Annotated in this window: 26 protein-coding genes and 1 riboswitch; of the genes, 10 read left to right on the forward strand and 16 right to left on the reverse strand. The window is 41.7% G+C overall.

The window, feature by feature from the left end:
* The first annotated feature begins 9 nt into the window (after window positions 1-9).
* The 5 genes from BLR93_RS03130 (at window position 10) to spoVAE (ending at window position 3,642) form a co-directional block, all read left to right on the forward strand.
* Window positions 10-1,008 carry an aldo/keto reductase gene (locus BLR93_RS03130; RefSeq protein ID WP_093211122.1) on the forward strand — a complete coding sequence of 333 codons (999 nt, stop codon included), beginning with the start codon at window positions 10-12 and terminating at the stop codon, window positions 1,006-1,008.
* 313 nt (window positions 1,009-1,321) lie between these two features.
* The gene (locus BLR93_RS03135; protein ID WP_093211124.1) at window positions 1,322-1,795 is read left to right on the forward strand and encodes a YhcN/YlaJ family sporulation lipoprotein; all 474 of its coding nucleotides are present in this window, start codon (window positions 1,322-1,324) and stop codon (window positions 1,793-1,795) included.
* A gap of 16 nt (window positions 1,796-1,811) precedes the next feature.
* Complete coding sequence (gene spoVAC, locus BLR93_RS03140) at window positions 1,812-2,279, forward strand: stage V sporulation protein AC (RefSeq protein WP_093211126.1); 468 nt, start codon at window positions 1,812-1,814, stop codon at window positions 2,277-2,279.
* Window positions 2,279-3,295 (forward strand): stage V sporulation protein AD, encoded by a 1,017-nt coding sequence (gene spoVAD / locus BLR93_RS03145; protein WP_093211128.1) that lies wholly within the window; start codon window positions 2,279-2,281, stop codon window positions 3,293-3,295. Before spoVAC ends, spoVAD begins: the two co-directional genes overlap by 1 nt.
* Complete coding sequence (spoVAE, locus tag BLR93_RS03150) at window positions 3,292-3,642, forward strand: stage V sporulation protein AE (RefSeq protein ID WP_093211130.1); 351 nt, start codon at window positions 3,292-3,294, stop codon at window positions 3,640-3,642. Before spoVAD ends, spoVAE begins: the two co-directional genes overlap by 4 nt.
* Before the next feature lie 91 nt (window positions 3,643-3,733).
* Here the strand turns inward: spoVAE and BLR93_RS03155 are convergent, their stop codons facing one another.
* The 3 genes from BLR93_RS03155 to BLR93_RS03165 form a co-directional block, all read right to left on the reverse strand.
* Entirely contained in the window at window positions 3,734-4,714 is a 981-nt protein-coding gene (locus BLR93_RS03155; protein WP_093211132.1) for a zinc-binding dehydrogenase, read from the reverse strand.
* Between the two features lie 164 nt (window positions 4,715-4,878).
* The gene (locus BLR93_RS03160; protein WP_093211134.1) at window positions 4,879-6,306 is read right to left on the reverse strand and encodes a hypothetical protein; all 1,428 of its coding nucleotides are present in this window, start codon (window positions 6,304-6,306) and stop codon (window positions 4,879-4,881) included.
* A 191-nt stretch (window positions 6,307-6,497) separates the two neighbouring features.
* A complete protein-coding gene (locus BLR93_RS03165; protein WP_093211136.1) occupies window positions 6,498-7,361 on the reverse strand; it encodes a DUF1028 domain-containing protein in 864 nt (287 codons plus the stop codon).
* Between the two features lie 208 nt (window positions 7,362-7,569).
* On the opposite strand from BLR93_RS03165, the gene BLR93_RS03170 reads away from it, so the two are divergent.
* Complete coding sequence (locus tag BLR93_RS03170) at window positions 7,570-7,929, forward strand: YflT domain-containing protein (RefSeq protein WP_093211138.1); 360 nt, start codon at window positions 7,570-7,572, stop codon at window positions 7,927-7,929.
* A gap of 104 nt (window positions 7,930-8,033) precedes the next feature.
* Here the strand turns inward: BLR93_RS03170 and thiT are convergent, their stop codons facing one another.
* From thiT to BLR93_RS03205, 7 genes are all read right to left on the reverse strand, one after another.
* Complete coding sequence (gene thiT, locus BLR93_RS03175) at window positions 8,034-8,606, reverse strand: energy-coupled thiamine transporter ThiT (protein WP_093211140.1); 573 nt, start codon at window positions 8,604-8,606, stop codon at window positions 8,034-8,036.
* A gap of 95 nt (window positions 8,607-8,701) precedes the next feature.
* Window positions 8,702-8,803, reverse strand: a riboswitch (TPP riboswitch).
* A gap of 138 nt (window positions 8,804-8,941) precedes the next feature.
* A complete protein-coding gene (locus tag BLR93_RS03180) occupies window positions 8,942-9,355 on the reverse strand; it encodes a universal stress protein (RefSeq protein WP_093211142.1) in 414 nt (137 codons plus the stop codon).
* Window positions 9,356-9,476: 121 nt separating this feature from the next.
* Window positions 9,477-10,661: a cation:proton antiporter gene (locus BLR93_RS03185; protein ID WP_093211144.1), complete on the reverse strand. Its 1,185-nt coding sequence runs from the start codon at window positions 10,659-10,661 to the stop codon at window positions 9,477-9,479.
* A 323-nt stretch (window positions 10,662-10,984) separates the two neighbouring features.
* Window positions 10,985-12,781 (reverse strand): M3 family oligoendopeptidase, encoded by a 1,797-nt coding sequence (locus BLR93_RS03190; protein ID WP_093211146.1) that lies wholly within the window; start codon window positions 12,779-12,781, stop codon window positions 10,985-10,987.
* Window positions 12,782-12,999: 218 nt separating this feature from the next.
* A complete protein-coding gene (locus BLR93_RS03195; RefSeq protein WP_093211148.1) occupies window positions 13,000-13,224 on the reverse strand; it encodes a hypothetical protein in 225 nt (74 codons plus the stop codon).
* On the reverse strand, window positions 13,203-13,460 hold the full coding sequence (locus tag BLR93_RS17870; protein ID WP_175559220.1) for an N-acetylmuramoyl-L-alanine amidase CwlD: 258 nt from the start codon (window positions 13,458-13,460) through the stop codon (window positions 13,203-13,205). Before BLR93_RS17870 ends, BLR93_RS03195 begins: the two co-directional genes overlap by 22 nt.
* Window positions 13,461-13,474: 14 nt before the next feature.
* The gene (locus tag BLR93_RS03205) at window positions 13,475-13,717 is read right to left on the reverse strand and encodes a phage holin (RefSeq protein ID WP_093212320.1); all 243 of its coding nucleotides are present in this window, start codon (window positions 13,715-13,717) and stop codon (window positions 13,475-13,477) included.
* 192 nt (window positions 13,718-13,909) lie between these two features.
* Between BLR93_RS03205 and BLR93_RS03210 the strand changes: the two genes are divergently transcribed.
* Window positions 13,910-14,401 (forward strand): GNAT family N-acetyltransferase, encoded by a 492-nt coding sequence (locus tag BLR93_RS03210; protein ID WP_245690045.1) that lies wholly within the window; start codon window positions 13,910-13,912, stop codon window positions 14,399-14,401.
* Window positions 14,402-14,471: 70 nt separating this feature from the next.
* Here the strand turns inward: BLR93_RS03210 and BLR93_RS03215 are convergent, their stop codons facing one another.
* The 6 genes from BLR93_RS03215 to BLR93_RS03240 form a co-directional block, all read right to left on the reverse strand.
* On the reverse strand, window positions 14,472-15,680 hold the full coding sequence (locus tag BLR93_RS03215) for an MFS transporter (RefSeq protein ID WP_093211150.1): 1,209 nt from the start codon (window positions 15,678-15,680) through the stop codon (window positions 14,472-14,474).
* The gene (locus tag BLR93_RS03220; RefSeq protein ID WP_093211152.1) at window positions 15,677-16,879 is read right to left on the reverse strand and encodes a DUF58 domain-containing protein; all 1,203 of its coding nucleotides are present in this window, start codon (window positions 16,877-16,879) and stop codon (window positions 15,677-15,679) included. The genes BLR93_RS03215 and BLR93_RS03220 overlap by 4 nt, the downstream gene beginning before the upstream one ends.
* 1 nt (window position 16,880) lies before the next feature.
* On the reverse strand, window positions 16,881-17,831 hold the full coding sequence (locus BLR93_RS03225) for an AAA family ATPase (RefSeq protein WP_093211154.1): 951 nt from the start codon (window positions 17,829-17,831) through the stop codon (window positions 16,881-16,883).
* Window positions 17,832-17,990: 159 nt separating this feature from the next.
* On the reverse strand, window positions 17,991-18,851 hold the full coding sequence (locus BLR93_RS03230) for a manganese catalase (protein WP_093211156.1): 861 nt from the start codon (window positions 18,849-18,851) through the stop codon (window positions 17,991-17,993).
* A 321-nt stretch (window positions 18,852-19,172) separates the two neighbouring features.
* Window positions 19,173-19,631, reverse strand: coding sequence for a DUF6884 domain-containing protein (locus BLR93_RS03235; RefSeq protein ID WP_093211158.1), 459 nt, complete (start codon window positions 19,629-19,631; stop codon window positions 19,173-19,175).
* Between the two features lie 146 nt (window positions 19,632-19,777).
* On the reverse strand, window positions 19,778-19,978 hold the full coding sequence (locus BLR93_RS03240; protein ID WP_093211160.1) for a cold-shock protein: 201 nt from the start codon (window positions 19,976-19,978) through the stop codon (window positions 19,778-19,780).
* A gap of 852 nt (window positions 19,979-20,830) precedes the next feature.
* On the opposite strand from BLR93_RS03240, the gene ilvE reads away from it, so the two are divergent.
* The 3 genes from ilvE to ilvN all read left to right on the forward strand — a co-directional run bounded on the left by ilvE (window position 20,831) and on the right by ilvN (window position 24,425).
* Window positions 20,831-21,739 (forward strand): branched-chain-amino-acid transaminase, encoded by a 909-nt coding sequence (gene ilvE, locus BLR93_RS03245; protein WP_093211162.1) that lies wholly within the window; start codon window positions 20,831-20,833, stop codon window positions 21,737-21,739.
* A gap of 452 nt (window positions 21,740-22,191) precedes the next feature.
* Window positions 22,192-23,907: an acetolactate synthase large subunit gene (gene ilvB, locus BLR93_RS03250; protein ID WP_425440923.1), complete on the forward strand. Its 1,716-nt coding sequence runs from the start codon at window positions 22,192-22,194 to the stop codon at window positions 23,905-23,907.
* Window positions 23,904-24,425: an acetolactate synthase small subunit gene (ilvN, locus tag BLR93_RS03255; protein WP_093211166.1), complete on the forward strand. Its 522-nt coding sequence runs from the start codon at window positions 23,904-23,906 to the stop codon at window positions 24,423-24,425. The genes ilvB and ilvN overlap by 4 nt, the downstream gene beginning before the upstream one ends.
* Window positions 24,426-24,444 lie beyond the last annotated feature (19 nt).

The following is a 24,444-nucleotide window of genomic DNA, read 5'->3' on the forward strand; positions in this document are numbered from 1 at the left end:
GGTGGAAACATGGAAAAAACGAAAATAAAACATATAGATATGGAAATGAGCAAAATTGGGTTAGGTACCTGGGCAATTGGCGGATTTCAATGGGGTGGAACTAACGAACAAGAAGCCATAAAAACGATTCATACTGCCCTTGATAAAGGAATTAATGTCATAGATACTGCGCCTGGCCACGGATTTGGAAAAGCAGAGGAAATCGTCGGCAATGCAATAAAATCTTACGCGCGGGAAGAGATAATTATTTCCAGCAAAACTGGATTAAACTGGAAGGAAAACAGGCAATTGTTCCGTGATTCTTCTAAGGCGCATATTCACAAAGATATAGAAAAATCGCTAGACAGGCTACAGACAGATTATATAGATGTTTATCATGTTCATTGGCCTGATACGTACACTCCTTTTTATGAAACGGCAGAAGCGTTAAACTATTTATATAATGAAGGTAAAATCAGAGCGATAGGGCTTAGTAACTTCTCTCCGGAGCAAATGGACATCTTCCGGGAAGCTGCCCCTGTCCACGCTATTCAAGCACCTCATAATTTGTTTGAAAGAGATAGCGAAAATAACGTGCTTGCCTATGCAGAAGAAAAAGAATTGACAGCATTTTTTTACAGTTCGCTTACAAGAGGGCTGCTTACCGGCAAGATAACCGGAGAAAGCAATTTTAAAGCAGGGGATATACGTTTATCGGAAGACCCAAAATTTCAACAGCCCAGACTTGAGCAATATCTTTCGGCTGTAAAACAGCTTGATCACTTGGCGCAAGATCGATTCAGCATGACAGTACTGGAACTGGCACTGCAATGGAATCTGCAACAGCCCGGTTCTTCTGTTTCATTATGGGGTGCCCGCCGCCCTCACCAATTACAACCTTTGGAAAAATTAGGGGGATTTAAAATTGACGATGATACAATGAAAGATATTGATGAAATACTATTGAGAACAATTAAATCACCAATTGAACCTGATTTTATGGCCCCGCCTACCAAATATGATATTTAGTCTTGTTCCATGTAAAAGCAATCGGAAGGATGTTCCTTCCGATTGCTTTTTAAATTTTTTCCAATTTTTAAGCATTCCCTGTCCCCACAGCAATTTGCTCCACTCTTTTCCTCTTGTCTTCTTTGATTCCTAAATGAAAGAATAATTATCCCAAAAAAGCTCATTCTAAGATTAGATTACTCAGTTAGTAGTTCACGAATGGATCTCCGACAAGGATTAAACAACAAAGGAAAAGGGTCTATTTAACAAAGGTTGGCAGGGAATTACCCGCCAGCCTTTGACAACTGATACTTAAAAAGCGTAGGTGATATCGATGAAGCATTTATTCACTTTTCCCCCGTTATTGTTTTTCTGTCTGACATTTAGCATTTTATCTGCCTGTACTGGCGATGAAGACGGACGAAGTGCCAAACAAGATGAAAATTATGATTTAACGCAAGTCAGCCACCATTCAGAAATAAGCCAGGAACCGGCAAATGCCGCCAAACGAAAAGCGTTAAAAAATGAGGCAGTGATTGGCTCAAGGGGGGTTAATACCGATAAAAACTTACTTATTGGTATAGAGGTTCGCCAATTAGACAGGATTCGACTGAAAAAATTGGAAAAACAGATAACCACGGATTTAGAAAAGCAATATCCGGATAAAAACGTGCAAGTATCTACAGATAAAAAAATTTATTTAGAGCTCGACAAACTGGAAAGCCGTTTACAAAAAAAAGATATCTCCAAGAAGGAATTAGATAAAAAGTACAACCAGATTAAAAAGCTTATAAATGACCAAGCTTAACGGACGAGGGATATAAATGGCAAATAATAAAAAGAAAAATCAACAACAATATCAAGAGTTCGCTAAACAAAGAGAAACAAAGAGACCATTAATCAAAAACTGTATTCGCGCCTTTTTAATCGGCGGCTTGATTTGCACCATCGGGCAAGTGATATCAACCTTCTACATTCATTTTTTTCATTTCACTGAAGAAAATGTAGGTAATCCGACTGTTGCTACACTGATATTCTTAACCATGCTGCTAACTGGGTTCGGCATTTACGATAAAATTGCCCAGTTTGCCGGTGCCGGATCGGCTGTACCTGTTACAGGGTTCGGTAACGCAGTTATCGCTGCGGCAATTGAGCACCGTACCGAAGGTTTTGTATTAGGCGTTGGAGGTAATATGTTTAAATTGGCCGGATCTGTCATTTTATTCGGTGTGTTCTCTGCTTTCATAATTGCCTTAGTGAAAACAATATTAATCCAATGGGGTGGACTATAATGCTGACGGGTCAGCGCTCATGGAAGTTCAACAATAAACCGGTGATTGTCTCTACCGGAACTACTGGCGGTCCTTTTGAAGCGGAAGGCAATATTTCTAAGGATATTGATTTACTTCATAATGATTTGTATATGGGTGAGGATTCCTTTGAGAAAGCGCACAAAATATTACTTGAAAAAGCTGGACAAAAGGCTATCGAAAAGGCCGGAATTAGTAAGGAACAAATCCAATTTTATTTGGCTGGCGACCTAATCAACCAAATTACTCCCACCAGTTTTTCTGCCAAGACACTGGGAATTCCTTATTTAGGATTGTTTGGAGCTTGTTCTACATCAATGGAAGGCCTTGCATTGAGCGCCTACTTAATTAATTCGCAAGGTGCAGATTATATCCTTACAGGTGCTTCCAGCCACAATGCCGCTGTGGAAAAGCAGTTTCGCTATCCGACAGAATATGGTGGCCAAAAACCACCGACCGCCCAGTGGACGGTGACAGGAGCTGGAACTGCTCTTCTCAGCCATTCCGGAGACGGGCCTGTAGTAACATCGGCAACAATCGGAAAAGTAATCGATCTGGGGCTTAATGACCCTTTCAATATGGGAGGGGCCATGGCGCCAGCCGCAGTTGATACAATTGAAGCCCATTTTTCCGACTTAGGTGTGGATGCATCTTACTATGATTTAATTATCACTGGTGATCTTGGCCAAATCGGACAACAGGTTTCCCTGGATTTACTTAAACAGCATGGTGTCCAAATGGAGGAAAGTAAATATGTGGACTGCGGATTAACCATATACAACAAAGATCAACAGGTAAATGCCGGAGCCAGCGGTGCTGGCTGTTCTGCAGTAGTCACCTATGGCCATTTCCTCAATCGGATGAAGAAAGGCGAGTTTAACAGGATTCTTGTAGTGGCAACCGGGGCTCTTCTATCCCCTTTGACTACCCAACAGAAGGAATCAATTCCTTGTATTGCACATGCAGTATCCATTGAAGCTGGAGGTGATCGCCAATGATATATTTCTGGGCATTTGTCGTAGGAGGCGCCATTTGTGTTATCGGCCAAATAATGTTCGATGTTTTTAAATTGACACCTGCCCATACTTTAAGTTCCTTAGTAGTTGTTGGAGCGCTTTTGGATGGGTTTGGACTATATGAACCACTGATTGACTTTGCCGGAGCAGGTGCAACTGTACCGATTACCAGCTTTGGCAACTCCTTAGTCCATGGTGCTATGCAAGAAGCGGAAAAGCATGGATTAATCGGTGTCGTCACAGGAATGTTTGAAGTAACAAGCTCGGGAATTTCAGCAGCTATCATCTTCGGGATGATTGGGGCAATTTTATTTAAACCTAAAGGTTAGGGGCAATCCACTAATCAATAAGCAGAAAAAAACTTACACACACATAGGGAGCAGCTTTGTTTATAAAAAACAAAACTGCTCCCTGCCCTGTTTAACTTATACGTAGGGCTATCTTTCCAAACTGTTTAGCTGCTTCTAAATAATCAAATGCAGCTTCGGTATCCTTTAAGTCAAAAACACTTCCTACTATAGGATGGATTTGATGCTTTTCCATAAATTGCAGCAATTCCCTTAGTTCTTCCCGGCTCCCCATTGTAGAGCCGAAAAGCTGATATTGCCCATAAAAGAACTTACGGATATTGATGGTTATCTCATCTTCTGTAGTTGCACCAAAGCTAACGATTTTCCCACCTTTTTTCAATATATCTAATGACCGGTTAAACGTTGCCCTGCCGACACTGTCAATGACTAGGTCTATTTGTTCGCCAGCCAACTCATCCTGCCAATTACTGTTCGTATCTATTGCCTTATCTGCCCCAATTTCAACAGCTTTATTTTGTTTTTTCTCGCTTCTGGACGTAACGATTACTTTAGCTCCAGCTGCCTTAGCGAATTGAATAAGAAAAGTGGCTACTCCGCTTCCTGCTCCAGGGATAAATACGGTTTCCCCAGCTTGGATTCCACCTTTAGTAAATAACGCCCTGTAACCAGTCAAAGCAGACAGGGCCAATACACCAGCTTCGTCCCAGTTTAAATATTCAGGCTTTCTTTCCACTTGTCCAGAAGATATCGTGATAAATTCAGCAAAAGAACCGTGATCAGGCATTCCTAATATCTCAAACCCTTGTGGGGGAGCTTCACTGTTTTTAAACCAGCCGATCCCCGGGTTTAAGATAACTTCGTCGCCTGCTGAAACACTGGTAACTCCTTCTCCAACCTCCACAACAATGCCTGCGCCATCGGAACCTAACACTAATGGTTCTTGATGTTCGCCTCTCCGGATCGGTATATTTAAATCACGGTGATTGAGCCCGGCACTTTTCAACTGCACCTTCACTTTTCCTTTCATAACCTGCTGCTCAGCAATATCCGTATATTTAAGTTCTTTCCCCTGATGGACAAAAGCTTTCATCGAATCTTCCTCTCATCTTTATTCTTATGTAAAACCTATCGCATCCCTTTATTTAAAATCATCGTACCATAACGGGGACGGGAAAATAAAATATCCACTATTCGCATAGAAAAAAAGGAACATGTTCCTCCAATAGGAAGATAAGTCCCTCTTTATTTTCTCAGCTAGAATATAATCAGGGCAAGCAAGGTGGATAAGAACAAACCAGCCATAACTGGCAGGAAATTTTTACGGACAAGCTCCATTACCGGGACACCGCAGAATCCGGCAATTGCAACGAGAGAAGACCAGGCAATAATCGTTCCTCCACCTGTCCAGATAGATCCCATCTGACCTATCGCTGCCAAAGCTGAAGGATCGATTGTTCCATTAGCTAAAGCACCTGATAATGCACCAGTCAAAGGCAGACCAGAAAAACCCGAACCATCAAGGCCGGTAATGATTCCAATAATTAAGATACTAAAGGCTGCCAGTACTGCGCTCTCTGGAAGAAATGTCTGGCTTGACTGGACTAAATCGAATAATAGAGAAGGCGACTCTGCCTCACGGATGGATAAAATGGAACCTGAAAAGTCCGAACTGCCCAAAAAGAAGAAACCAGCAATTGGTATAACGGGTCCCATTGCTTTAAAAGCGAAAACAAACCCATTGGTAATATGCTCACTGATGTAATCTAATGCCCGATGTTTTCCAAAAGCAATAGTTGATAACAACAGCAATACAACAGCAACCCCGCCGATGAAGGCGGCGCCATCTCCCCCTTCATACCCTCCCATCCGGCCTGAGGTCAGTTTCGTAGAAATCATGTAAACCATTACCGCCAGCATAGAAAGAGGGACTACAACCGAAAATATTTTCCCCCAAATAGGTAGAGCTCTATGGTCTTTCCCCTGCTCATCGTCTTCATTTAATCCCCGCATCTCTTTTATTTCCAAGCCATTGCGCGGATCTTGGGCAGACCGGATATATTTACGGTTCAATAGGTAAGCGAGTGTTATTGCAATTACTCCAGTGATAAGCGAAAGCACTAACCCCTTCTCTAATACTGCTGTAGCGTCAACACCGGCTGATGCTGCTGACAAACCTGGCGCCACTTGAATCACATAATCGGATGATAATGCCATCCCCTGTCCGGCAAGAGCAACCGCCATCGCCGCAGCCGCCGCCGGGAGACCAGCACGGATTGCTGCCGGAACTAATAAAGCACAAATCAGCGGTACAGCTGGGGTCGGCCAGAAAAATAAAGATATGATATACGTAACAAAGACTAAAACGAAGAAAGAAACATGGCCATTGACCATGATTTTCTGCAACGGCTGTATCATCCGTCGATCAGCATCCAGATCCTTTAAAGAATGAAGCAAAGCGACCATAAATGTAATGATCAGAAAAATATTGAACAATTCTTTAGCAGCAACTAGATTTGCATTAAAAATAGCGGTGAATCCGCCGATAATACTTGCCTTATACACCCACGCCACAACAAAAGTCCCTAATAATGTCGGAAGGACAACCCCTCGTCGGAATATCATCGTTATGATAATAAGGAGGGTGAACAAACCGTATAGCCAGTGAGACACAGTCAAATCCATACCATTTTCCCCCTAAGACCAAGCTGCTAGCTATTAGTGCTATAGCCTATGCAATCTAAATGGGATAGGTGCAACCCTCGGTACAGATTTGCATCTTCATTGTTTCGTCGGTTCATCGGTTTACTATCCAATATGGTCAAAAAAACCGTTCCTTCCGCTGCTTATCTTATCGAGCAAAAGGAACGGTTAATTTATAGATTTCTCATAAACTCCAGTACCTCTTTGTCAATTTTCCCTTTCTTCAATTCCCTTTCTTCGAAATTTTCGGTATGAAGATAAGTTGTAAAAGCTTCGTAAAATTTACTATTGGAAACTTCTTTGTTTTCCAAGTACCCTTTTTTCACTAAAGCTTCCGCGACCTCTTGGCGGATGGAGCCTTCGATTGTTAGAATATTTTCTTGTTTGGTTTCACCAAAATAAAGCTGTTGAAGTTTATATAGCCGGATTAATTCATCGATAGGCTCTGGATGATCATCTACCCGCAAGTCGACTAAACGGTCATTAAACCCTCCGTAGCCTCCTTTTTCTTTTACGACATAAATGGCGGCAGACTGTTTGCCGCGGCTGTCTCCGCCTGCTTGCTGTGCCGCTTGCAAGGATTTTAACAACCGGTCGGTTAGAGAGCCTTCCGCTGTTTCAAAAGCCTTCCCCATCTCTGTTACTGTTTCTTTATTAACGAGAATATTTCCCTGGGCAGCATAATTTTCGCCCTGCATACCGCCAGCCCAATCAAAACATTTTTTTCCAGTATATGTAGCACTATTCCCCTTAGCATCTACGATTCCAACTTGGCGTTCCTCCCGATCCGGATCGTTTTCGAGCAATAATTGGATGACTTCATCAGGAGTTTTGCCAGCTCCCAGCAATTCAAGACCCCTCGGTCCAAATGAAGGGTTGCCAAAAGCTTGTGTGGCTACAGCGCCAATCCCTGCTTTCGCCCAGGGCACTACTGAACCAACCGCTATAAACTTCGATTGAACTGCTACGCCGTGCTCTCCTGTGGCAGGATCAAACCCGACGATGGAAAAAGTAGCAACAATCTGTTTTTTATCCATCTAAGTCCCTCCTCATCTTATTACTTTTATTGTATTTTATTTTAACTGATACCGGCAACTTAAACATCTATAAATTCAACATATTTTAAACACGCGGCTGTTATCAACAATAAGCGGCTGATAATGACTTGTGAAAATGGATGAAAGTTTCAATCTATGGATAAAGGGTATTTTATCTATGAAACAGCTTATTATAGGAGGCGATAACATGGCACCATTTATTAAGAAATATACAAATGATGAACAGTTACAGCAGGATGTAAACAAACTTAGCCAAAAAGGCGTAGATAAAAACAATGTGTATGTGCTCAGTCATGATAAGGAACGTACTAAACGGATAGCTGACAACGCTGAAGCGAATACCATCGGTCTTAACGAAATGGATTTAAGCAGTGCTGTCGGAAATATGTTCAGCAAAAAAGGCGATGAGCTGCGTACTAAGCTAAAAGAAGTCGGCTTATCCGAAGTTGAAGCAGATAATTATGAAGAAGAAATGGATAAAGGCAAGGTTCTGCTGATTGTCACTGAAACCAACAACGTAGAACAGATTCTCACAAACACTTTATAAATGAAAAAGCCGGACACTTAAGCATAGTGTCCGGCTTTTTGGTTTAGGAATAAACATACATTCCAGGCATTCCATTACCTAGCAGTATAATCCCACTATTTACATTAAGAAGCTTCTATCAATCTAGGCTGCTTGTAAAATAGGAAACTTATAACTAATGAGCTCAAAATAAAGGCTGGCAGCATATAAGAACCATTATATAAAGTGGAGTAGAGCCAGACCGGCTGACCTTCTGGCGCGTAATTAGCAAAGAAAACTACTCCGGCACATAAGTGTCCTAAAAAACGGAGAGCGCAGCCAAGCAGCACACCCATTGACACGAAAGTAAATAGTTTTGCAGTTTTTCCTGCTGTCAACGCTGTTTGGATTTGTTTTGAGAAGATACCTGCCATCCCCAATGCTGTAAAAGCCAAGCCGTATTCAATAAAACCTTGCAAGGCAGTCACAATGATTGCTTGTCCGACAGCTATCTGAAAAATCCCAAATAAGAAGCCGCTCAACAGTCCACCTTTTAGCCCCCAGCGGAATGCTACAATAAACACTGGAATCATGGCCAGAGATACAGATCCTCCCTGCGGCCAGATTTTGAAAGACAAAAACGGTACGATATCCAGCACGAGTGCCAGCGCTGAGAAAATAGCAACTTCCACTAAAAATAAATTTTTCTTCGAATTCATGAAATCCCTCCCCTATTGATTGTTTTTAACAACAAAAAAAGCAATGCCAAGGGGAAGCTTCCTGATGGGAGGACCCGCTCACATTGCATACTATACCATCAAAACCGCTACCATCCCTACGCTAGAATTAACTAACAGGTTCTAAGGGTCTGAACAGATTGTTCACTCTCAGCCATATGGCTCCCCTTGCAGGCTTTACTATCTATGCTTTTTTTGCTAAACACATTATAACCAAAACCCGCCAGATAAGCAATAAACGGGCGGGAGACCAGCCCCTGGCCATTGACAGCCAGAGGGGCATTGCTTCTATATCTTTTCAGAGGTCAGCTTCTCATTTATCCGGGGAGAATAATGACAGGAGTATCTGTTAACTGGAGTACTTTGAATGTGACACTTCCTATCGTTTTTTTTCGTTTGCGCGGTGCGAGGATAATCCCCCTAATATCATTATCTGCTGCTTCTTTACATATTTCCTGGGCAGGCAGCCCATTCCTCACTTTGCTGATTACCTTTACCCTTTCCTTAACGTGCTTGCATCCTTCTTCGAGGATTTGTGCAGATTCTTCCAATTTGTAGCTTTCCAGCTTTTTCGTTCCTATTTTCGCATGAGCGTATTGTGTATGGACTTTTGGCTGGACATTCAGCAATTTAATAGCCGAACCAGTCTGTAAAGCCAAATCGACGGCAAAATCGATTGCTTTGGCACAATTTATACTTCCATCTATTGGCACCAAATAAATTTTCTGCATGGGCTTTCACCTCTATTGCATTCTATTCAGCAATGCAGAAAAAAGCTCCATTTTCTTAACAAATTATCTGGATTTTCGTTTGAGCAATTTCAGTAAGCTATTTAACCAGCTAAATTATCCCTTACTTTTCCAACCGTTTTGTCAGGGGATAAATGCCTGCACTTTGGATAATTAATGATAATAGAACCGCAGCAAAGGTAAGGGAAATTAAAATATTATCATTCCCTGCATTTGCTTCGAAACTGAGCAGCAAGGCAATCGACATCGTCCCTTTGATGCCCGACCAGGTAATCAACGACACATCACGTAATCCGAATTTCTTATTCCAGATTGGAAAGGCTTGTGTGACAGTACCTAAGACAACAAAACGGACGATTAAAGATAATAAAAAGATTAAAAAAGCAAGGGCCCAGCCAGGAAAAGCCAAATAATCAGCAGCATCTATACCTATTAATAAGAAAATCAACGCTAAAACTGAAGGCTTAGCTATGTTCCAAAACCCGTCTAGCGATGTATGAAAATGCTCCTCTTTATCTGTCTGCCCGAATTCGTAGGAAAGCATGATGCCTGCGGCAACAGTAGCTAACACTCCTGATACACCCATAAGTTCTGCAATATAAAAACTTCCATAAGCAACTACGATACTAAGCATGACTTGATATTGTTTGTGATGGGTGTAATGAACAGCCCTGCTTAACAACCAGCCAAAAATAATGCCGAGCACAATTCCTCCTATCGATACGGTTAAAAACTCACTCAAAAAGTAACCAATCGAAAAAGACTCCCCGCGAGTGTACATAGTCAAAATAACGGAGAATAAAACAATACTTGTTCCATCATTAACCATCGATTCCCCTTCGACAACATTGGCTATGTTTTTTTTGCCTGAAGCATTTTTCAGGATGGAAACAACGGATACTGGATCAGTTGGTGTTAAAATAGCCGAAACCAACAGCGCCCCAAGAAATGAAATTTCGATAAATGGAGCACTGACCATATAAATCGCAAGTCCAAGTAAACTAGCGGTAGCAATAAGTCCGACAGTACTTAAACAAGCAATAATCCAACGATTGTTTTTAAGGGCTGGCAAGGAGAAACTGTAAGCCGAAGTAAATAACAAAGTCGGAAGAAACACATTGAAAATAATTTCTTTGGAGATAACTAAGGAGTCAAAGTAAGGAATAAAAGAAAGTCCAATACCTATTAAGACAAGAACAACAGGTACCGGGAAATTCTTTTGTTTCTTGTCTATAGAAAAAATAAGATAACCAATAAATAATAGCAAAATCACTTGATGTGCCAGCATACATAAAGCTCCTTTCCTTCATATCAAATAGGTGCTTCCCGCCTGCTAATTCTTTATCCGTAAACCGCTAGCAATAAACTGACATTAATTCCCGTTTTGCGCATGTGAGGGATAGCCTTTCAACGCATGCCGATACGCTAATCTACTATTATTAGTAATATCGCCTGTCGCTGATAGATAAAGATGCTTTATATTTCATACTTGCCCTCTTATTTTATGAGTAAAATTTGAAGACCTCCGATGGAATCACTGTATCTAACTAAACGTAAAAAGACCGTAAAGCCGCCTTAAGGGGTTTACGATCCTTTATCTATTCTATATTTTCATTGGCTTTCTGTTAGTTTAAGAAATTCCTCGACATCATCTATGCACAACTGGATAGCTTTTTCCCAAAAGTCCATTCGATCAAGATTAACATTCAAATGTTTCTTCGCCAGGTCCTCTACATTCATTCGCCCGGTATCTCTTAACAGGGAAACATAAGCCTCTTCAAAGCTGTCGCCGGAATTTATTGCATCAGCATAAATACCTAAGCTGAATAAATATCCAAACGTATAAGGGAAGTTATAAAAAGGCACATCGGTGATATGAAAGTGAAGCTTAGAGGCCCAGAAAGTCGGATCATAGCCATAAAGCGCCCCGCAATAAGCATCTCTCTGTGCTTCTTTCATTAAATGATTTAATTTTTCGGTGGAAACCAGTCCTGATTTTCTTTCTTCGTAAAATCGCGTTTCAAAAAGATAACGGGAATGGATGTTCATGAAAAAGGCCACACTGCGCTGAATTTTATCGTCCAGGAGTGAAATCTTCTGTTCCTTGGTTTCCGCATTTTTAACTGCCGCGTCAGCGACGATCATTTCAGCGAAGGTTGATGCTGTCTCCGCAACATTCATGGCGTAATCCTGATTTAATATTTCAATATCGTTCATTACGTACTGATGATATCCATGGCCAAGTTCGTGCGCTAATGTGGCAACATTGGAAGCAGTGCCAGAATAGGTCATAAATATTCTTGTTTGCTGGCTGTCAGGAAAACTTGTACAAAAGCCTCCCGGGCGTTTACCAGGGCGATTATCAGCCTCAATCCACCGCTTATCAAATGCCATTTGGGCAAACTCAGCCATTCCAGTACTAAACCGGCTGAACTGTTCAATGATGATTCGCGCAGCATCATCATAACTAATAGCACCCCCGTTTTCCCCTACTGGTGCGTCTAAGTCAAACCAGCTTAATCGCTCAATGCCTAGTAATTCAGCTTTTCTTTTTAAATAGGAAACGAACGGTGTTTTATTGCTTGAGATGGCTTCCCACATGGCATGCAACGTTTTTTCACTCATCCGATTATAGTTGACGGGTTCATGCAACACACTTGCCCATTTTCTATGTTTATACGTTTGCAGTCGGAAACCTGCCAAGTGATTCAATGTTTCACTAAACAAGTCGGCATATTCCAGCCAGGCTTTTTCCAGTTTATCAAATGCCGATTTTCTGACATTTCTTTCAGGACTGCTTAGAAGATTTGCTGCCTGGCCAATCGATAAACGCTTTACTGTTCCGTTCTCATTCCAATCAATTCCCATCTTGGCGACAATCGCATCATACATTTCTCCCCATGCATGATAGCCATCTACTGCAAGGTCATTCACTAGGATTTCCTGGTCTACCGGCAGCTTGTCCATCGCCTTTTGGCGCCGCTCATGCAAAACAAACGAAAAGGGAGCTATCGTTGGCTGTTCAAGTATTCCATTCCATATATCAGAAGGAATCTGGACAAACTTCCGATCTAAAATCGTCAATACTGTCGAAAACTTTGCTCCCAGCTCGCTGCGTTTTCCTACTAGAAGTTTTGCTTTATGGTCATGCACATCTTCTGCTGTCAGGCAGCTGACAAATGCCGATACTTCCCCTAGCTGCTTAGAACTTTTTTCTAACAAGCTGATTATATTTTCTACATACGCTATGTCATCCGACCGCTCAGGAATAGGGAACTGTTTCACCTGATTAGAAAATTTATTCAAGTCTTGCTCCAATGCTTCTATGTAATCTGCTAAATCCTGTGAACTGCTGCCCCCTTCAAATAAATCATCCAAAATCCACCGTGGATTATACCTGCCGCTCATGAACAACCTCTCCTTTTCCCATATATAGAATAAAAAAATAGACAAAGAGATATCCGGGGAAAAGCATCCCTGTCCCAACCTCCCCTGGTATAAAGGGGTGGAAAAGGGATTATCCCCAATTAGGCCTGCTTCTTGCTGTTTCCCTATTTTGGTAATCTATTATACCTTGTTTCTTCTAGGATGAAAAACTATTTCCGGCTAAAAAGAATTACCTTCTTTTAAATGATTTTCACATGAACAGGATTGGCGGTAACATAATAGATTACACCTTTAGAATTTTTCACTTTATATTGCTCCCCTGAACCTACCTTTACTTTATCTACAATTTCCGGAAAGCCTACTCCCTTATTTATTGTATTAACGAAAGCGCCATCACTCCATGAAGGCCGGTTATAATACCTTAGACCATCAACCTTGCTCTCTACTCTTTTGCCAATAAACAACCGCTGGTCCTGAGTTCCAAGCTGTCTTTCGCCCCCTTCTCTGATAACAGCTCCGGTTTTCGGATGGGCGTAAATTTGTACTCTGCCGTTGTCCTGGTTATGTCCACAGGCACCCCTATTTCCTGATAACGGTTATACTGATAAAGGGAGATTTGCAGATTAAGGTTCTTTTCTGTCCAATATCGATTGGAACCCCCACCACCATGTCCTGGATCAATGATTAATATCGGAGCCATTATCATTCCTCCTTTTATTTTGATAACCCATTTTGCTTCAATACCGCCCGCTGCTGTTTGCCTTTTGTTGTCACATAATTATTTTTAAACCATGCATACACCGAGGAAACAGTAGTGAAGATACTTGCAGTCACTTGTTCTGCAAGTTCATTGTCTATTGGTAGCGGGGACTTTGAGAACATAACCAATACCTGATTTACTAAGGCGAGAACTAATACAACCGTACGGATCAGCGTACCTTTATCCATTTTTGTCACCTCCTGCATTTAAATGAACAGACTTTTTTGCCTGCTACTATATTAAAGTCAAAGACTAATAGATGTGGCACGGCTGCTGTATCGGGATGAGCACTATTGTCTCTTCCAGACCCACCTAATGAAAAGATATTTATGGTATAATGAATATATTACTTAGATAAATAATCGCTGATAGTCAGGAGAATGGTGTTTATGAATCTGCCTTGGAGCACATTGCCAGTAATTATAGAACCGATGAAAGAAAAAGATGCCATGGAAATTTCCACTTGGAAATATGAGGAGCCCTATGATTTATACAGCAATGATGGCAGTAATTCTTTATTGCAAGAGCTGCTTGATGGCTCTTACTACTCCGCCAGCATACAGCACTCACTCATTGGTTATTTTTGCTTTGGAAAAAGTGCCCAAGTTCCAGCTGGAGCCGAAGCTGGTTTTTACCAGGAAGAAGCACTGGATATCGGTCTGGGATTACGTCCAAACCTGACTGGCAAAGGATTTGGGGCTAGTTTCTTAAAGAAAGGGATTGACTTTGCTGTCGATACCCGCCTGCCCCAAAAAATCCGGCTCACTGTGGCGGCATTCAACCAAAGAGCAATCACCGTTTACCAACGTCATGGGTTTGAATCAACCTCCGCATTTATGAGCAACAACATAGAATTTATAATCATGACCCGACAAGTGTAAACCAAACAATAAAATCCATAAAAAAGGCCGCACCATTATATGAGTGCAGCCCTTTTTATTATATGCTTATTTAATTTGTATCAGTTGATTGATCCTTTAAGATATTGGTTAACTCTTGAATCTCTTTCCGGAAAGTTTTCTCTTCCTGTACAGATAATTCTTCTTCTCCATACCTTACTCGTTGATATAATACCACATCATTTACCGGTAATTGCAATCGATTAAACCAATCCTCCACCGTTTCATAAGCTCTTCTGCCAAAACCAAGTTTTTCTGCGAAAATTTCAAAATCGAGAAACAGTTTACGGATTGGATTTGAAGGCCGGTTAACCCGGGTTTTTGAAAACCACCTTTTCTTTTTCTTCAAAGATTCCGGAAGTGATTCATTAGCAATTTCAATATTCCGGTAGGCGCCTCGATCTACTTCAATCCGTCTTTTATAAATAGACAACAGAATCAAGGTTGCTGCAACGATGACTGCAATAGTGAGCACCCATTGGGCTGCATGTAATACTTGATTGACTACCTCGCCATCAAAATTTTCACCAACCTCCGGTCCATCATCTGAGCGATTGGAACCATCCTGTACAATTTGGCTGCCATCTGTATCACTCTGTTTATAATTTGGTTCTATTTCAGTAGTACGAAAAATCCACCCTAAGATCCCACCGAGAGCTGAAGTAAGCAAATTGCCGATAAATAAATACCCAACACGGAAACCATTGAATAAAAAGGCGATGGCAACCCCTAAAGCAGTGAAAACTCCAAAAATAATCCAGATAAAATGCAGGCTGAAACCGCGCCCTCTTTCCATACTCATTATATTTCTCAATAGGTAACCTGACAGCATGAATACAAACTGAACGATTGCTATCCATAAAAATACAGGATTGCTATCCATTAATAAATATACAGCTATCAGAAAGAAACTAAGAGCAAGCAAAGATTTTTCATGCCGATGGTCCGCATCCTGTTGATGCTTAATAAATCGCCAGCCGAATACTGCTGCTATAAGACCAGCCAGCCAATATGGCATATTGAATAAACTGACAGCCGCCATCACTAGCAAACCGCCCCATAAAATGAAAGGATACATGACAGTACTGAATCTTGCGATAATCGTTGTGCCGATCACCTGGATGCCGATTAGCATTAGGAAACTCCAAAAGCAAACAGTGATATCCAATAACCATAATAGCGGGATCAGCAGCAAATAAACCAGAATAGCCTCACTGGTGAACTGGTAGATGCGCGTAATTTGCCGTTCGGCATAATTCATATTCGCTCACCCCACTTTTTCATGTAGCTGCTTCCATCTGTTTCTTTCACCTGATAAACTGGCAATCCATTAGTACTCCAGCGTTCCGCAAACCAGGAGCTATCGGCATCCGCCTCACCGAAGAATACCACAGATTTTGACTTATACAGACGGTTGTCAACATAGTGAAGTAAATCTGAAAAACTGATTAGCCGATAACCAGTATTAATTCTCGCCAGCAATTCTAATGCTTCTTTAAGCTGGCCTGTTGAATTTCCTTCCTCCAAGGAGAAAAACCGTCTTTTGCCCGATCGCTGCAGGTTGATGTATAACTCATAAGGGTAACCTTTGCGGGCGGCAATCTGGCAAAAGTAAGTAACCTGGGAGATGATTTTTTCCATGTCCCCTGAAAAATATGCATTTCCCAGGGGACTCGACTCAGCGAGGTTGATAACCAGCACCCAGGAAAAGTCCAGGGTTCGTTCATAAATCTTCGTTTGAAGAGTAGAAGTTCTGGCAGAAGCTTTCCAGTGGATACGGGAAAAAGGGTCTGAACTGACATAGTCTCTGGTGCCTGCCGGATTGAGTGTATCCTCATATGGCGACAGAAGAGCTCGCTGACTTCCTGTTGATTGGACAAATAATGACTCCACCCCTTGTACTTTCAGAGGTTCAGGGTAAACGATGAATTCTGTTCGATACATTCCCAGAAAGTTTAAGTATATCGAATCGAATCCAGTTAAATGAGGAAAAGTGTACTTAAAATTACTTAGCCTGGTGACTCCTCTGTTTTGGGCTGCAAACGGAAAGGAAACCGTCGTCCGTCCTCTTCTGATGATAGAAAAGGGAATTTCATATCCTGCCGTTTTGCTGTTGGAGGATTTCTCAGATTTCATCCCTTCTATCTCATTGCCCGAGGAAAAGTTAAGCCGGCCATTCACAATAGGAAAGGCCGAAGGATTGGTGAAAGCAATCGTTACCTTACTTATTTCTCCTGGAAAAAGCCTAATGCTTTGTCTTGGATTTTCCAGCGCCAGCTTATTGCCGATATTTCTTTCATATATAATACTTATTGCCAAATACGCCATGATAATTCCCACTAATATAAATAACAGCGGCCGGTTAAAGATAATGCTGAATACAAAGATCAGGATCACCAAGATCACCATAAGTTCATAACCGTAGTTCAGTTGATCGCCAATCCTTTTTTCCAGTTTCATTTTAATGAATCTCCTGTTCAACAGGAACTTCTACTAATTCGATTACTTCTTTCATCACTTGGGGTGTCGTCTTTCTGATCGAACCTTCCATACTTAATACAAGACGGTGTTCGAATATGTATGGCGCAAGCAATTTAATATCAGCTGGACTAACAAAGTTTCTGCCCTTCAGCAAGGCGAATGCCTGGGCAGCTTTCATTAAGGCAAGTGCTCCCCTTGTGCTGACACCTAAATCGATTTCTTCATGTTCCCGTGTGCATCTTACCAGTGCTAGTAAATAATCCCTGACGACGGTAGAAACAGTCACCTGCTTCACTTGAGTCTTCCATGACAACAAATCATCAATCGACAGGATTTCCTTAAGCTTAGCAAAAGGCTCTTCCGTACGGTATGTATCAAGAATCAATTGTTCTTCATGCAGCGAAGGGTAACTCATATCAATTTTAAATAAAAACCTGTCCAACTGAGCTTCTGGTAATGGAAAAGTGCCATGGTTGCTTTCCACCGGGTTCTGGGTTGCGATCACCATGAACGGCTCTGGCAGGGCGACTGTTTCACCATCAATTGTCACCTGCTTTTCCTCCATTGCTTCCAGCAGGCTTGATTGCGTCTTGGGGGTAGCCCGGTTAATTTCATCTGCCAACAATATATTTGCCATTACTGGTCCTGTCCTTAATTCAAACTCCTGGAGTTTAGGATGGAAAAACTGGATACCAGTCACATCGCTTGGAAGTACATCAGGAGTGAATTGGACCCTGCGAAAATCTCCGGATATTATATTCGCAAAGCTTCTCGCCAGTTTTGTTTTGCCCGATCCCGGTACACTTTCCAATAAAATATGCCCTTCTGCAAGGACTGCCGTAAACAGCAAATCTACAACCAATCCTTTTCCTATTATGACTTTTTCTATCTCTTGTTTGGCTGATTCAACCTTTTCAGCTAATAGTGCCATTAGATACTTCCCCCTTTATTTTTTCATATGTTTTTTATTTTACCATTCAATTGGACAAACCAAGCTGAAATCGCCAAAATTTTCAAAATTTCTTTTTCCTAAAAAAAAAATCTGCCATCCATTAAGGTCAGCAGATTATAAGCTACTATTTTTCACAATTTATTTCATACTGGGATCCGGGTAATCTTCTGGGCCTCGTAAGGCTGCTAAAGGGGTATCAAATATATATGGCGGGGCTGGGTTCAGCTTCGGCTTCTTGCCGAATGGCACTGGATGTTCAACATAATTAAATACACCACAACCATCCATGCTTGGCCCGCTGGCCCAGCGTCCGGCAGCACTGGCGTTACCGGCTGAAAGATTAAACAATGTGTAGGCAACTTCTTGTTTCTCAAGTTCACGCGGGAATGTACTCGGCACTACAATATTTTCCTTAGCTTCCAATTCAGCGATTGCTGCAACCCATTGGTTCTGGTGCATGGTATCCCTGGCAATTAACCACGAAAGCATATCTTTTACACCGCGATCATCTGTCATTTCATATAAACGGCAGACTTGCAGCCTTCCTTGTGATTCAGCATTCAAGTTCGCCCGGAAATCAGCCAGCAAGTTGCCGCTGGCAATTATATAGTCAGCAGTCCAACGATTGCCGACACTGTCAGCCGGCATCGCACCTAAGCCTGAGACGATTGCATGCTGTGGATTGCTTCCTCCCAAAATCGCTGCTATCACGGGGTTTTGGGCAGCTTCATCCAATTCGACATCTGGTGCGCCATCCAGCAGACGGGCAATCATAGTAGCCAGCATCTCAATGTGGGCTAACTCTTCAGTCCCAGTGTCCATTAGAAGATCTCTATATTTGCCGTCTCCTCTGGTATTCCATCCCTGAAATAAATATTGAAGTGCTACAGAAATTTCTCCAAACTGTCCACCTAATACTTCTTGGAGCTTCTTTGCATATACGGGATCTGGACAGTCTGGCTTTGACCGGTACTGCAACTCTTTAACATGATAGAACAATAGCTTCACTTCCTTATCCATTAATTTAAGCTGGGTAAATGACCCTCATATATTAGATATTCTCCTGCGCCTAAAAAGGTGAATGAAAGAAGTAGTTGCTGTTGTTGAAAACAAAAAAATTCTTTGCCTAACTTTTTCTTGCTCCATTTGAAAAAGATTTACGTATTCCTCCGACAATTTAAAGGTTCTCATTCAGGGAAATTCCGCAAACTGGGTTTTGTTTAGGAAAAGCTCTTACTTATAGGGGATGGTTTGGCTTGTCAGCCCTTTTTCAATAAAGAGAGAGAAACCCGGGGAGAAGTGAACGACCAATTCTGCGTCTTAATGTAGCGCTTGATTGTTTTCAACTGCTTGCTTTAGTTGCTGCTGAATCCTGCCAATCCCGCCGCACCCTTGTAATGGAAAAACGACATGAGGACTTGTTGCTTGAAAACTGTTGTGAATCACCCGATTGTATTTTTTACCTGTTAAAACGATGCACTGCTGATAATTGTCCAGTCCTTTCGTATGTATTTGTTTTTGTAAAAACTCGGTTGTGACAATCCGATCGCTTTTGTGATTGAAAGTCAAATCATAATTTTCAGGTACTATATCATCCGGAAGCAAAAAACCATGCTTAGCAGATAAAACTACCCAATCAAGCTGGAAATGGTTCGCATAATTTTCACAGAGACGATGAAGCGTTCCTATATACGCCTCTTTTGCCGGAACGGGTCCGATATCTCCTTTGATATCCCATACTTTTTTCTTTCCGCAAGGTATAATGCATAACTTTGGCAAACTCGATCACTCCTTCCTTTTCCATAGCTAAACCTGCGGTTCATTTACATTATGTACTTGCTGCAATACAAATTTCTTCCGTTCAGTGGATTTTTTTCATAAAAAAAAGGCAAACCGTTAAGGTCTGCCTCTTTGTATCAGCTCAATTAGCTTTTAACAACGTTAGCTGCTTGTGGTCCACGGTTTCCTTCTTCAACATCAAAAGTCACTTCTTGACCTTCTTCAAGTGTTTTGAAACCTTCTTCTTGGATAGCAGAAAAATGAACGAATACATCGTCTTGCCCTTCTACTTCGATAAACCCAAAACCTTTGTCTGCGTTAAACCATTTTACTTTTCCTTGTGCCATGAAACATTTCCTCCTTGTGTGGCTTTTCCACACACATGTATTACTATTCTTGCTCTTACCTCAACCAAAAACGTTGGTGTTTCAATTACTTGAAGCGGTCACGAACAAAATAGCTATTTTTATAATAACAAATATAAATGACATTTCCAAGTCTTTTGACTAGCTTTGAGTAATTTTTTTAACAACCTTTTTCGACCTTTTTCTACGTTGGTTCCCCCTGCTTATTTCATTATAAGTATTCCATGGAATGATCATGTTAAACCATTCCGGCGGAACAGACGAGCAGGTATACATTTTCGAAACAGATTACAATCGATAAATGAGTACTAGACATTTTTTTTGAAACCAAATGGATGAACATTCAATAGGAATGTCGTGTTATTCATTATAAAAGCGTAAAAATTTCCTGCCTCAGATCTTACTATTCCTCCCTTTTGTATTCATATTCCATCTCCTACTTTCTTCTAACCATATCTATTAAACAAGATAAACCGGACAACCACCCTCTCTCCAGCCATCTTAGTCCATTAAAAAATATTTTTATTTTTTTTCTTTGTAAAGTTATTTGTCATATTTCTTGACAATCAGCCATTGTAAGCGCTTACTAGTTTTCTGACTTATCACAACTGTCTGAAAATTTTTAATAAACCTGTTGACCTGCCTTTTAAATGGTTGTATTATTGTCGTCAATCCAAACATTTACGGAGGATAAATACTTTCTTTATCCTTATCCAGAGAAGGAGCCCAAAATCAGCTGAATTTGCATTTTTTGGTCAGGGGTCCACTCTCTTTACCGATCACGTAAATATGATAATTTAATTTAACAATTTGACAAGAAAGGAGTGGTTGAGTATGAGTAGTCAATGGATTTTTCTAAGCGGCGAATTCGTTAAAAAAGAAGAAGCGGTTATCTCAGTTTATGATCATGGTTTTTTATATGGAGACGGAGTATTCGAAGGCATCCGGGTATATAGCGGCAATGTTTTTAAATTAACCGAACATTTAAAAAGGCTTTACGAATCTGCACAGTCTATTATGTTACAAGTTCCCTACAATAAGGAGGAACTGGAACAAATTATCATTGAAACTGTCAGAAAGAATCAGCTGGAGAACGCTTATATCCGTGTTGTTGTTTCCCGAGGTGCTGGAAATCTTGGATTAGATCCAACTCATTGCTCACAACCGCGGCTGGTTGTTATCGCGGAGGCTCTCGCTCTTTTTCCTAAGGAATTATATGAACGCGGTTTAAAGGTGGGATCGGTCGCAAGCCGAAGAAACCGGCCCGATGTTTTAAGCCCACAGATAAAATCGCTTAATTATTTAAATAACATTCTCGTTAAGTTAGAAGCCAACCAGGCAGGCGTTGATGAAGCACTCATGCTGAATGATCAGGGGTATGTGACAGAAGGATCTGCTGATAATGTATTTATTGTAAAAAACAATACCATTTATACGCCGCCTGTTTACCTTGGTGCCCTTGAAGGAATCACTAGGAATGCCATTATCGATTTAGCTAACCAAAACGGCTATGAGTTAAAAGAGTCCCCTTTTACCAGACATGATGTTTATGTAGCAGATGAAGTATTCTTAACAGGAACAGCTGCTGAAGTAATTGCCGTCTCGGAAGTTGACGGAAGAAAAATTGCTGACGGAAAACCAGGCAGGATAACAAAGCATTTGTTGGAAAAGTTTCGACAGCTTGTTACGGAAGATGGGACGCATTGCTATCCAGAATGGAAAGATAAAGCGGTTGTCAGCTAATCATAGTCAGCCGGAATGACAATCAAATCAATAAGAAAACGTTGACGGGAATAAAGGAATAAGATAGCTGTATTCACAGAGAGCCGGGGTTGCTGGAAGCCCGGAAATACACCTTATTCCGACATCGTCCCTGAGTGTTAAGCTGAACGGATCTCCTCTAGTAGGCTTAATCAGGTGTGACAACTAGCACCTGTTATCAAAAGAAGCAGTAGATATTATATCCACTGCTTCATGAGGCAGCCTTCGTAAGATGGCTGTAAATCAGGGTGGTACCGTGGAAAGTAAAAAGACCTTTTCTCCCCGTTTATTCTGCAGACGCGCGCAGTTTATTTGAGGGAGAAAGGGTCTTTTTTCATGTTGCTTCCGGTACCTAATAAGCTGGCAAAACACCCCAGTGTTATACAGAGTTTTTGTAATTTTTAAAATTATTTAGGAGGGATTACAAGGTGAAGATAGACACAAAGCCGGGCATCCAGCCCCGCACGGAGTCCAAGACAGGAGCAGATCTTCTCGTCGAGTCACTGATCAAAGAGGAAGTGGAAACTCTATTCGGATATCCAGGAGGAGCAGTATTACCTATTTATGACGCTATTTATAAAGTGAAAGATTCATTCACCCATATTCTTACCCGCCACGAACAGGGTGCTATCCATGCCGCAGAAGGTTATGCCAGGATATCTGGAAAGCCGGGTGTTGTCATCGCCACCTCAGGTCCGGGAGCTACCAATCTAGTAACCGGAATAGCCGACGCAATGATTGACTCCCTTCCGCTGGTCATCTTTACAGGCCAAGTCGCACGGGGCGTGATTGGAACCGATGCTTTTCAGGAAGCAGATGTTATGGGAATCACTACTCCAATAACAAAGCATAACTACCAGGTACAGTCAGTCAATGATTTGCCGAGAATTGTAAAGGAAGCCTTCCACATAGCCACGACAGGAAGGCCCGGCCCAGTTGTCGTTGATATTCCTAAAGATATTTCTTCCAATCGGTGTGAAGAAAGTTATGACTCTGATTTTTATTTACCCGGCTACCAGCCGACAGTGAAACCAAATCCGCTGCAAATCAAGAAGCTTGCAGATACGTTAGCAAAAGCACAAAAACCAGTGATTTTAGCAGGTGCGGGTGTGTTATTCGGAAACGCTGCAGAAGAATTAAAAATATTCGCCGAAAAACATACGCTTCCAGTTACGACTACATTGCTCGGCCTTGGCGGATTTCCCGGCGATCACCCCTTAAATTTGGGTATGGCAGGAATGCATGGTACTTACGCAGCCAATATGGCTTTATATGAATGTGATTTGCTCATCAATATTGGCGCCCGTTTTGACGATCGCTTAACAGGGAATCTCGAGCATTTTGCACCAACAGCACTGGTCGCCCATATTGACATTGATCCGGCGGAAATTGGTAAAAACGTTGCCACTCAAATCCCGGTTGTTTCTGATTCAAAAGCTGCTTTAAAATCTCTGGATTTCCAAGCGACTGACAAACCAGACCACGAAGCCTGGTTAAAACAGATTTCGACAAATAAGAAGGATAATCCGCTGTGGTACAACAATCCGAGCAAAGATTTAATCCCGCAATGGCTAATAGAAGCAATTCACAAGGTTACCGATGGGGATGCAATTGTCACCACAGATGTCGGACAGCACCAAATGTGGGCCGCTCAATATTATTCCTTCAACAAGCCGAATAAATGGGTTACCTCCGGAGGACTCGGAACGATGGGGTTCGGCTTTCCAGCAGCAATCGGTGCCCAGCTTGCAAAGCCCGGGGAAACAGTAGTTGCTATTGTAGGGGACGGCGGTTTTCAGATGACATTGCAAGAACTGTCTGTCCTACAGGAAAGAGGATTGCCAGTCAAAGTTATCATTGTCAACAACGGCGCGCTCGGCATGGTACGTCAATGGCAGGAGACCTTTTACGAAGAACGATATTCAGAGTCCCTGCTCCAAACCCAGCCTGACTTCGTCAAACTAGCAGAGAGCTATGGAATACGCGGCTGCAAGGTGGATAATCAAGAAGATTTAGTCGACAGCTTACCAGAATTGTTCGATTATAACGGTCCTGTAGTCATGGACTGTCGAGTATTACAGCTGGAAAATGTCTATCCCATGATAGCTCCCGGAAAAGGATTACACGAAATGATCGGGGTGAAACCATGAAACGAATTATTACTGCTACAGTTCAAAACCGCAGCGGAGTATTAAATCGAGTGACTGGTCTTATGCAAAAACGACAATTCAATATTGAAAGCATCTCTGTCGGAAGGACAGAGACGGAGGGAATCTCCAAAATGACCTTTGTCGTAGAAGTTGAAGACAATCAAAAGCTGGAGCAGTTGACCAAACAGTTAAACAAACAAATCGATGTACTGAAGGTATCTGATATTACCGATAAGGCAATCGTCTCCCGCGAACTGGCATTAATCAAGGTGGTCAGCAGCGGGCAATTAAGGAATGAATTACAAGGAATCATCGAGCCGTTCCGAGCATCAATTATCGATGTCAGCAAGGACAGTTTATCCATCCAAGTCACTGGAAAACCGGAAAAGATTGAGGCCTTGATCGAACTTCTCAGACCGTATGGGATTAAAGAATTAGCTCGAACAGGAATGACTGCCTTCCTTAGAGGCCATCAGCCGCAGCCGTCAGAGTTGCCTTCCTATTCGTTATTGAAATAAGTGAGCCTGGTGTAATTGC

It is taken from the genome of Sediminibacillus albus (assembly GCF_900101125.1).
GTDB lineage: Bacteria > Bacillota > Bacilli > Bacillales > Amphibacillaceae > Sediminibacillus > Sediminibacillus albus.

Bases quoted from the DNA above. Each gene is read 5' to 3' on its own strand.
- ilvN (WP_093211166.1), top strand. From the start codon at position 23,904: ATGAAACGAATTATTACTGCTACAGTTCAAAACCGCAGCGGAGTATTA.
- BLR93_RS03130 (WP_093211122.1), top strand. From the start codon at position 10: ATGGAAAAAACGAAAATAAAACATATAGATATGGAAATGAGCAAAATT.
- BLR93_RS03240 (WP_093211160.1), bottom strand. From the start codon at position 19,978: ATGGCACAAGGAAAAGTAAAATGGTTTAACGCAGACAAAGGTTTTGGG.
- BLR93_RS03170 (WP_093211138.1), top strand. From the start codon at position 7,570: ATGGCACCATTTATTAAGAAATATACAAATGATGAACAGTTACAGCAG.
- BLR93_RS03160 (WP_093211134.1), bottom strand. From the start codon at position 6,306: ATGGATTTGACTGTGTCTCACTGGCTATACGGTTTGTTCACCCTCCTT.
- BLR93_RS03185 (WP_093211144.1), bottom strand. From the start codon at position 10,661: ATGCTGGCACATCAAGTGATTTTGCTATTATTTATTGGTTATCTTATT.
- spoVAE (WP_093211130.1), top strand. From the start codon at position 3,292: ATGATATATTTCTGGGCATTTGTCGTAGGAGGCGCCATTTGTGTTATC.
- spoVAD (WP_093211128.1), top strand. From the start codon at position 2,279: ATGCTGACGGGTCAGCGCTCATGGAAGTTCAACAATAAACCGGTGATT.
- BLR93_RS03210 (WP_245690045.1), top strand. From the start codon at position 13,910: ATGAATCTGCCTTGGAGCACATTGCCAGTAATTATAGAACCGATGAAA.
- spoVAC (WP_093211126.1), top strand. From the start codon at position 1,812: ATGGCAAATAATAAAAAGAAAAATCAACAACAATATCAAGAGTTCGCT.
- BLR93_RS03215 (WP_093211150.1), bottom strand. From the start codon at position 15,680: ATGAATTATGCCGAACGGCAAATTACGCGCATCTACCAGTTCACCAGT.
- BLR93_RS03165 (WP_093211136.1), bottom strand. From the start codon at position 7,361: ATGGATAAAAAACAGATTGTTGCTACTTTTTCCATCGTCGGGTTTGAT.
- BLR93_RS03135 (WP_093211124.1), top strand. From the start codon at position 1,322: ATGAAGCATTTATTCACTTTTCCCCCGTTATTGTTTTTCTGTCTGACA.
- BLR93_RS17870 (WP_175559220.1), bottom strand. From the start codon at position 13,460: ATGGCTCCGATATTAATCATTGATCCAGGACATGGTGGTGGGGGTTCC.
- BLR93_RS03180 (WP_093211142.1), bottom strand. From the start codon at position 9,355: ATGCAGAAAATTTATTTGGTGCCAATAGATGGAAGTATAAATTGTGCC.
- BLR93_RS03190 (WP_093211146.1), bottom strand. From the start codon at position 12,781: ATGAGCGGCAGGTATAATCCACGGTGGATTTTGGATGATTTATTTGAA.
- BLR93_RS03220 (WP_093211152.1), bottom strand. From the start codon at position 16,879: ATGAAACTGGAAAAAAGGATTGGCGATCAACTGAACTACGGTTATGAA.
- thiT (WP_093211140.1), bottom strand. From the start codon at position 8,606: ATGAATTCGAAGAAAAATTTATTTTTAGTGGAAGTTGCTATTTTCTCA.
- BLR93_RS03225 (WP_093211154.1), bottom strand. From the start codon at position 17,831: ATGGCACTATTAGCTGAAAAGGTTGAATCAGCCAAACAAGAGATAGAA.
- ilvE (WP_093211162.1), top strand. From the start codon at position 20,831: ATGAGTAGTCAATGGATTTTTCTAAGCGGCGAATTCGTTAAAAAAGAA.
- BLR93_RS03155 (WP_093211132.1), bottom strand. From the start codon at position 4,714: ATGAAAGCTTTTGTCCATCAGGGGAAAGAACTTAAATATACGGATATT.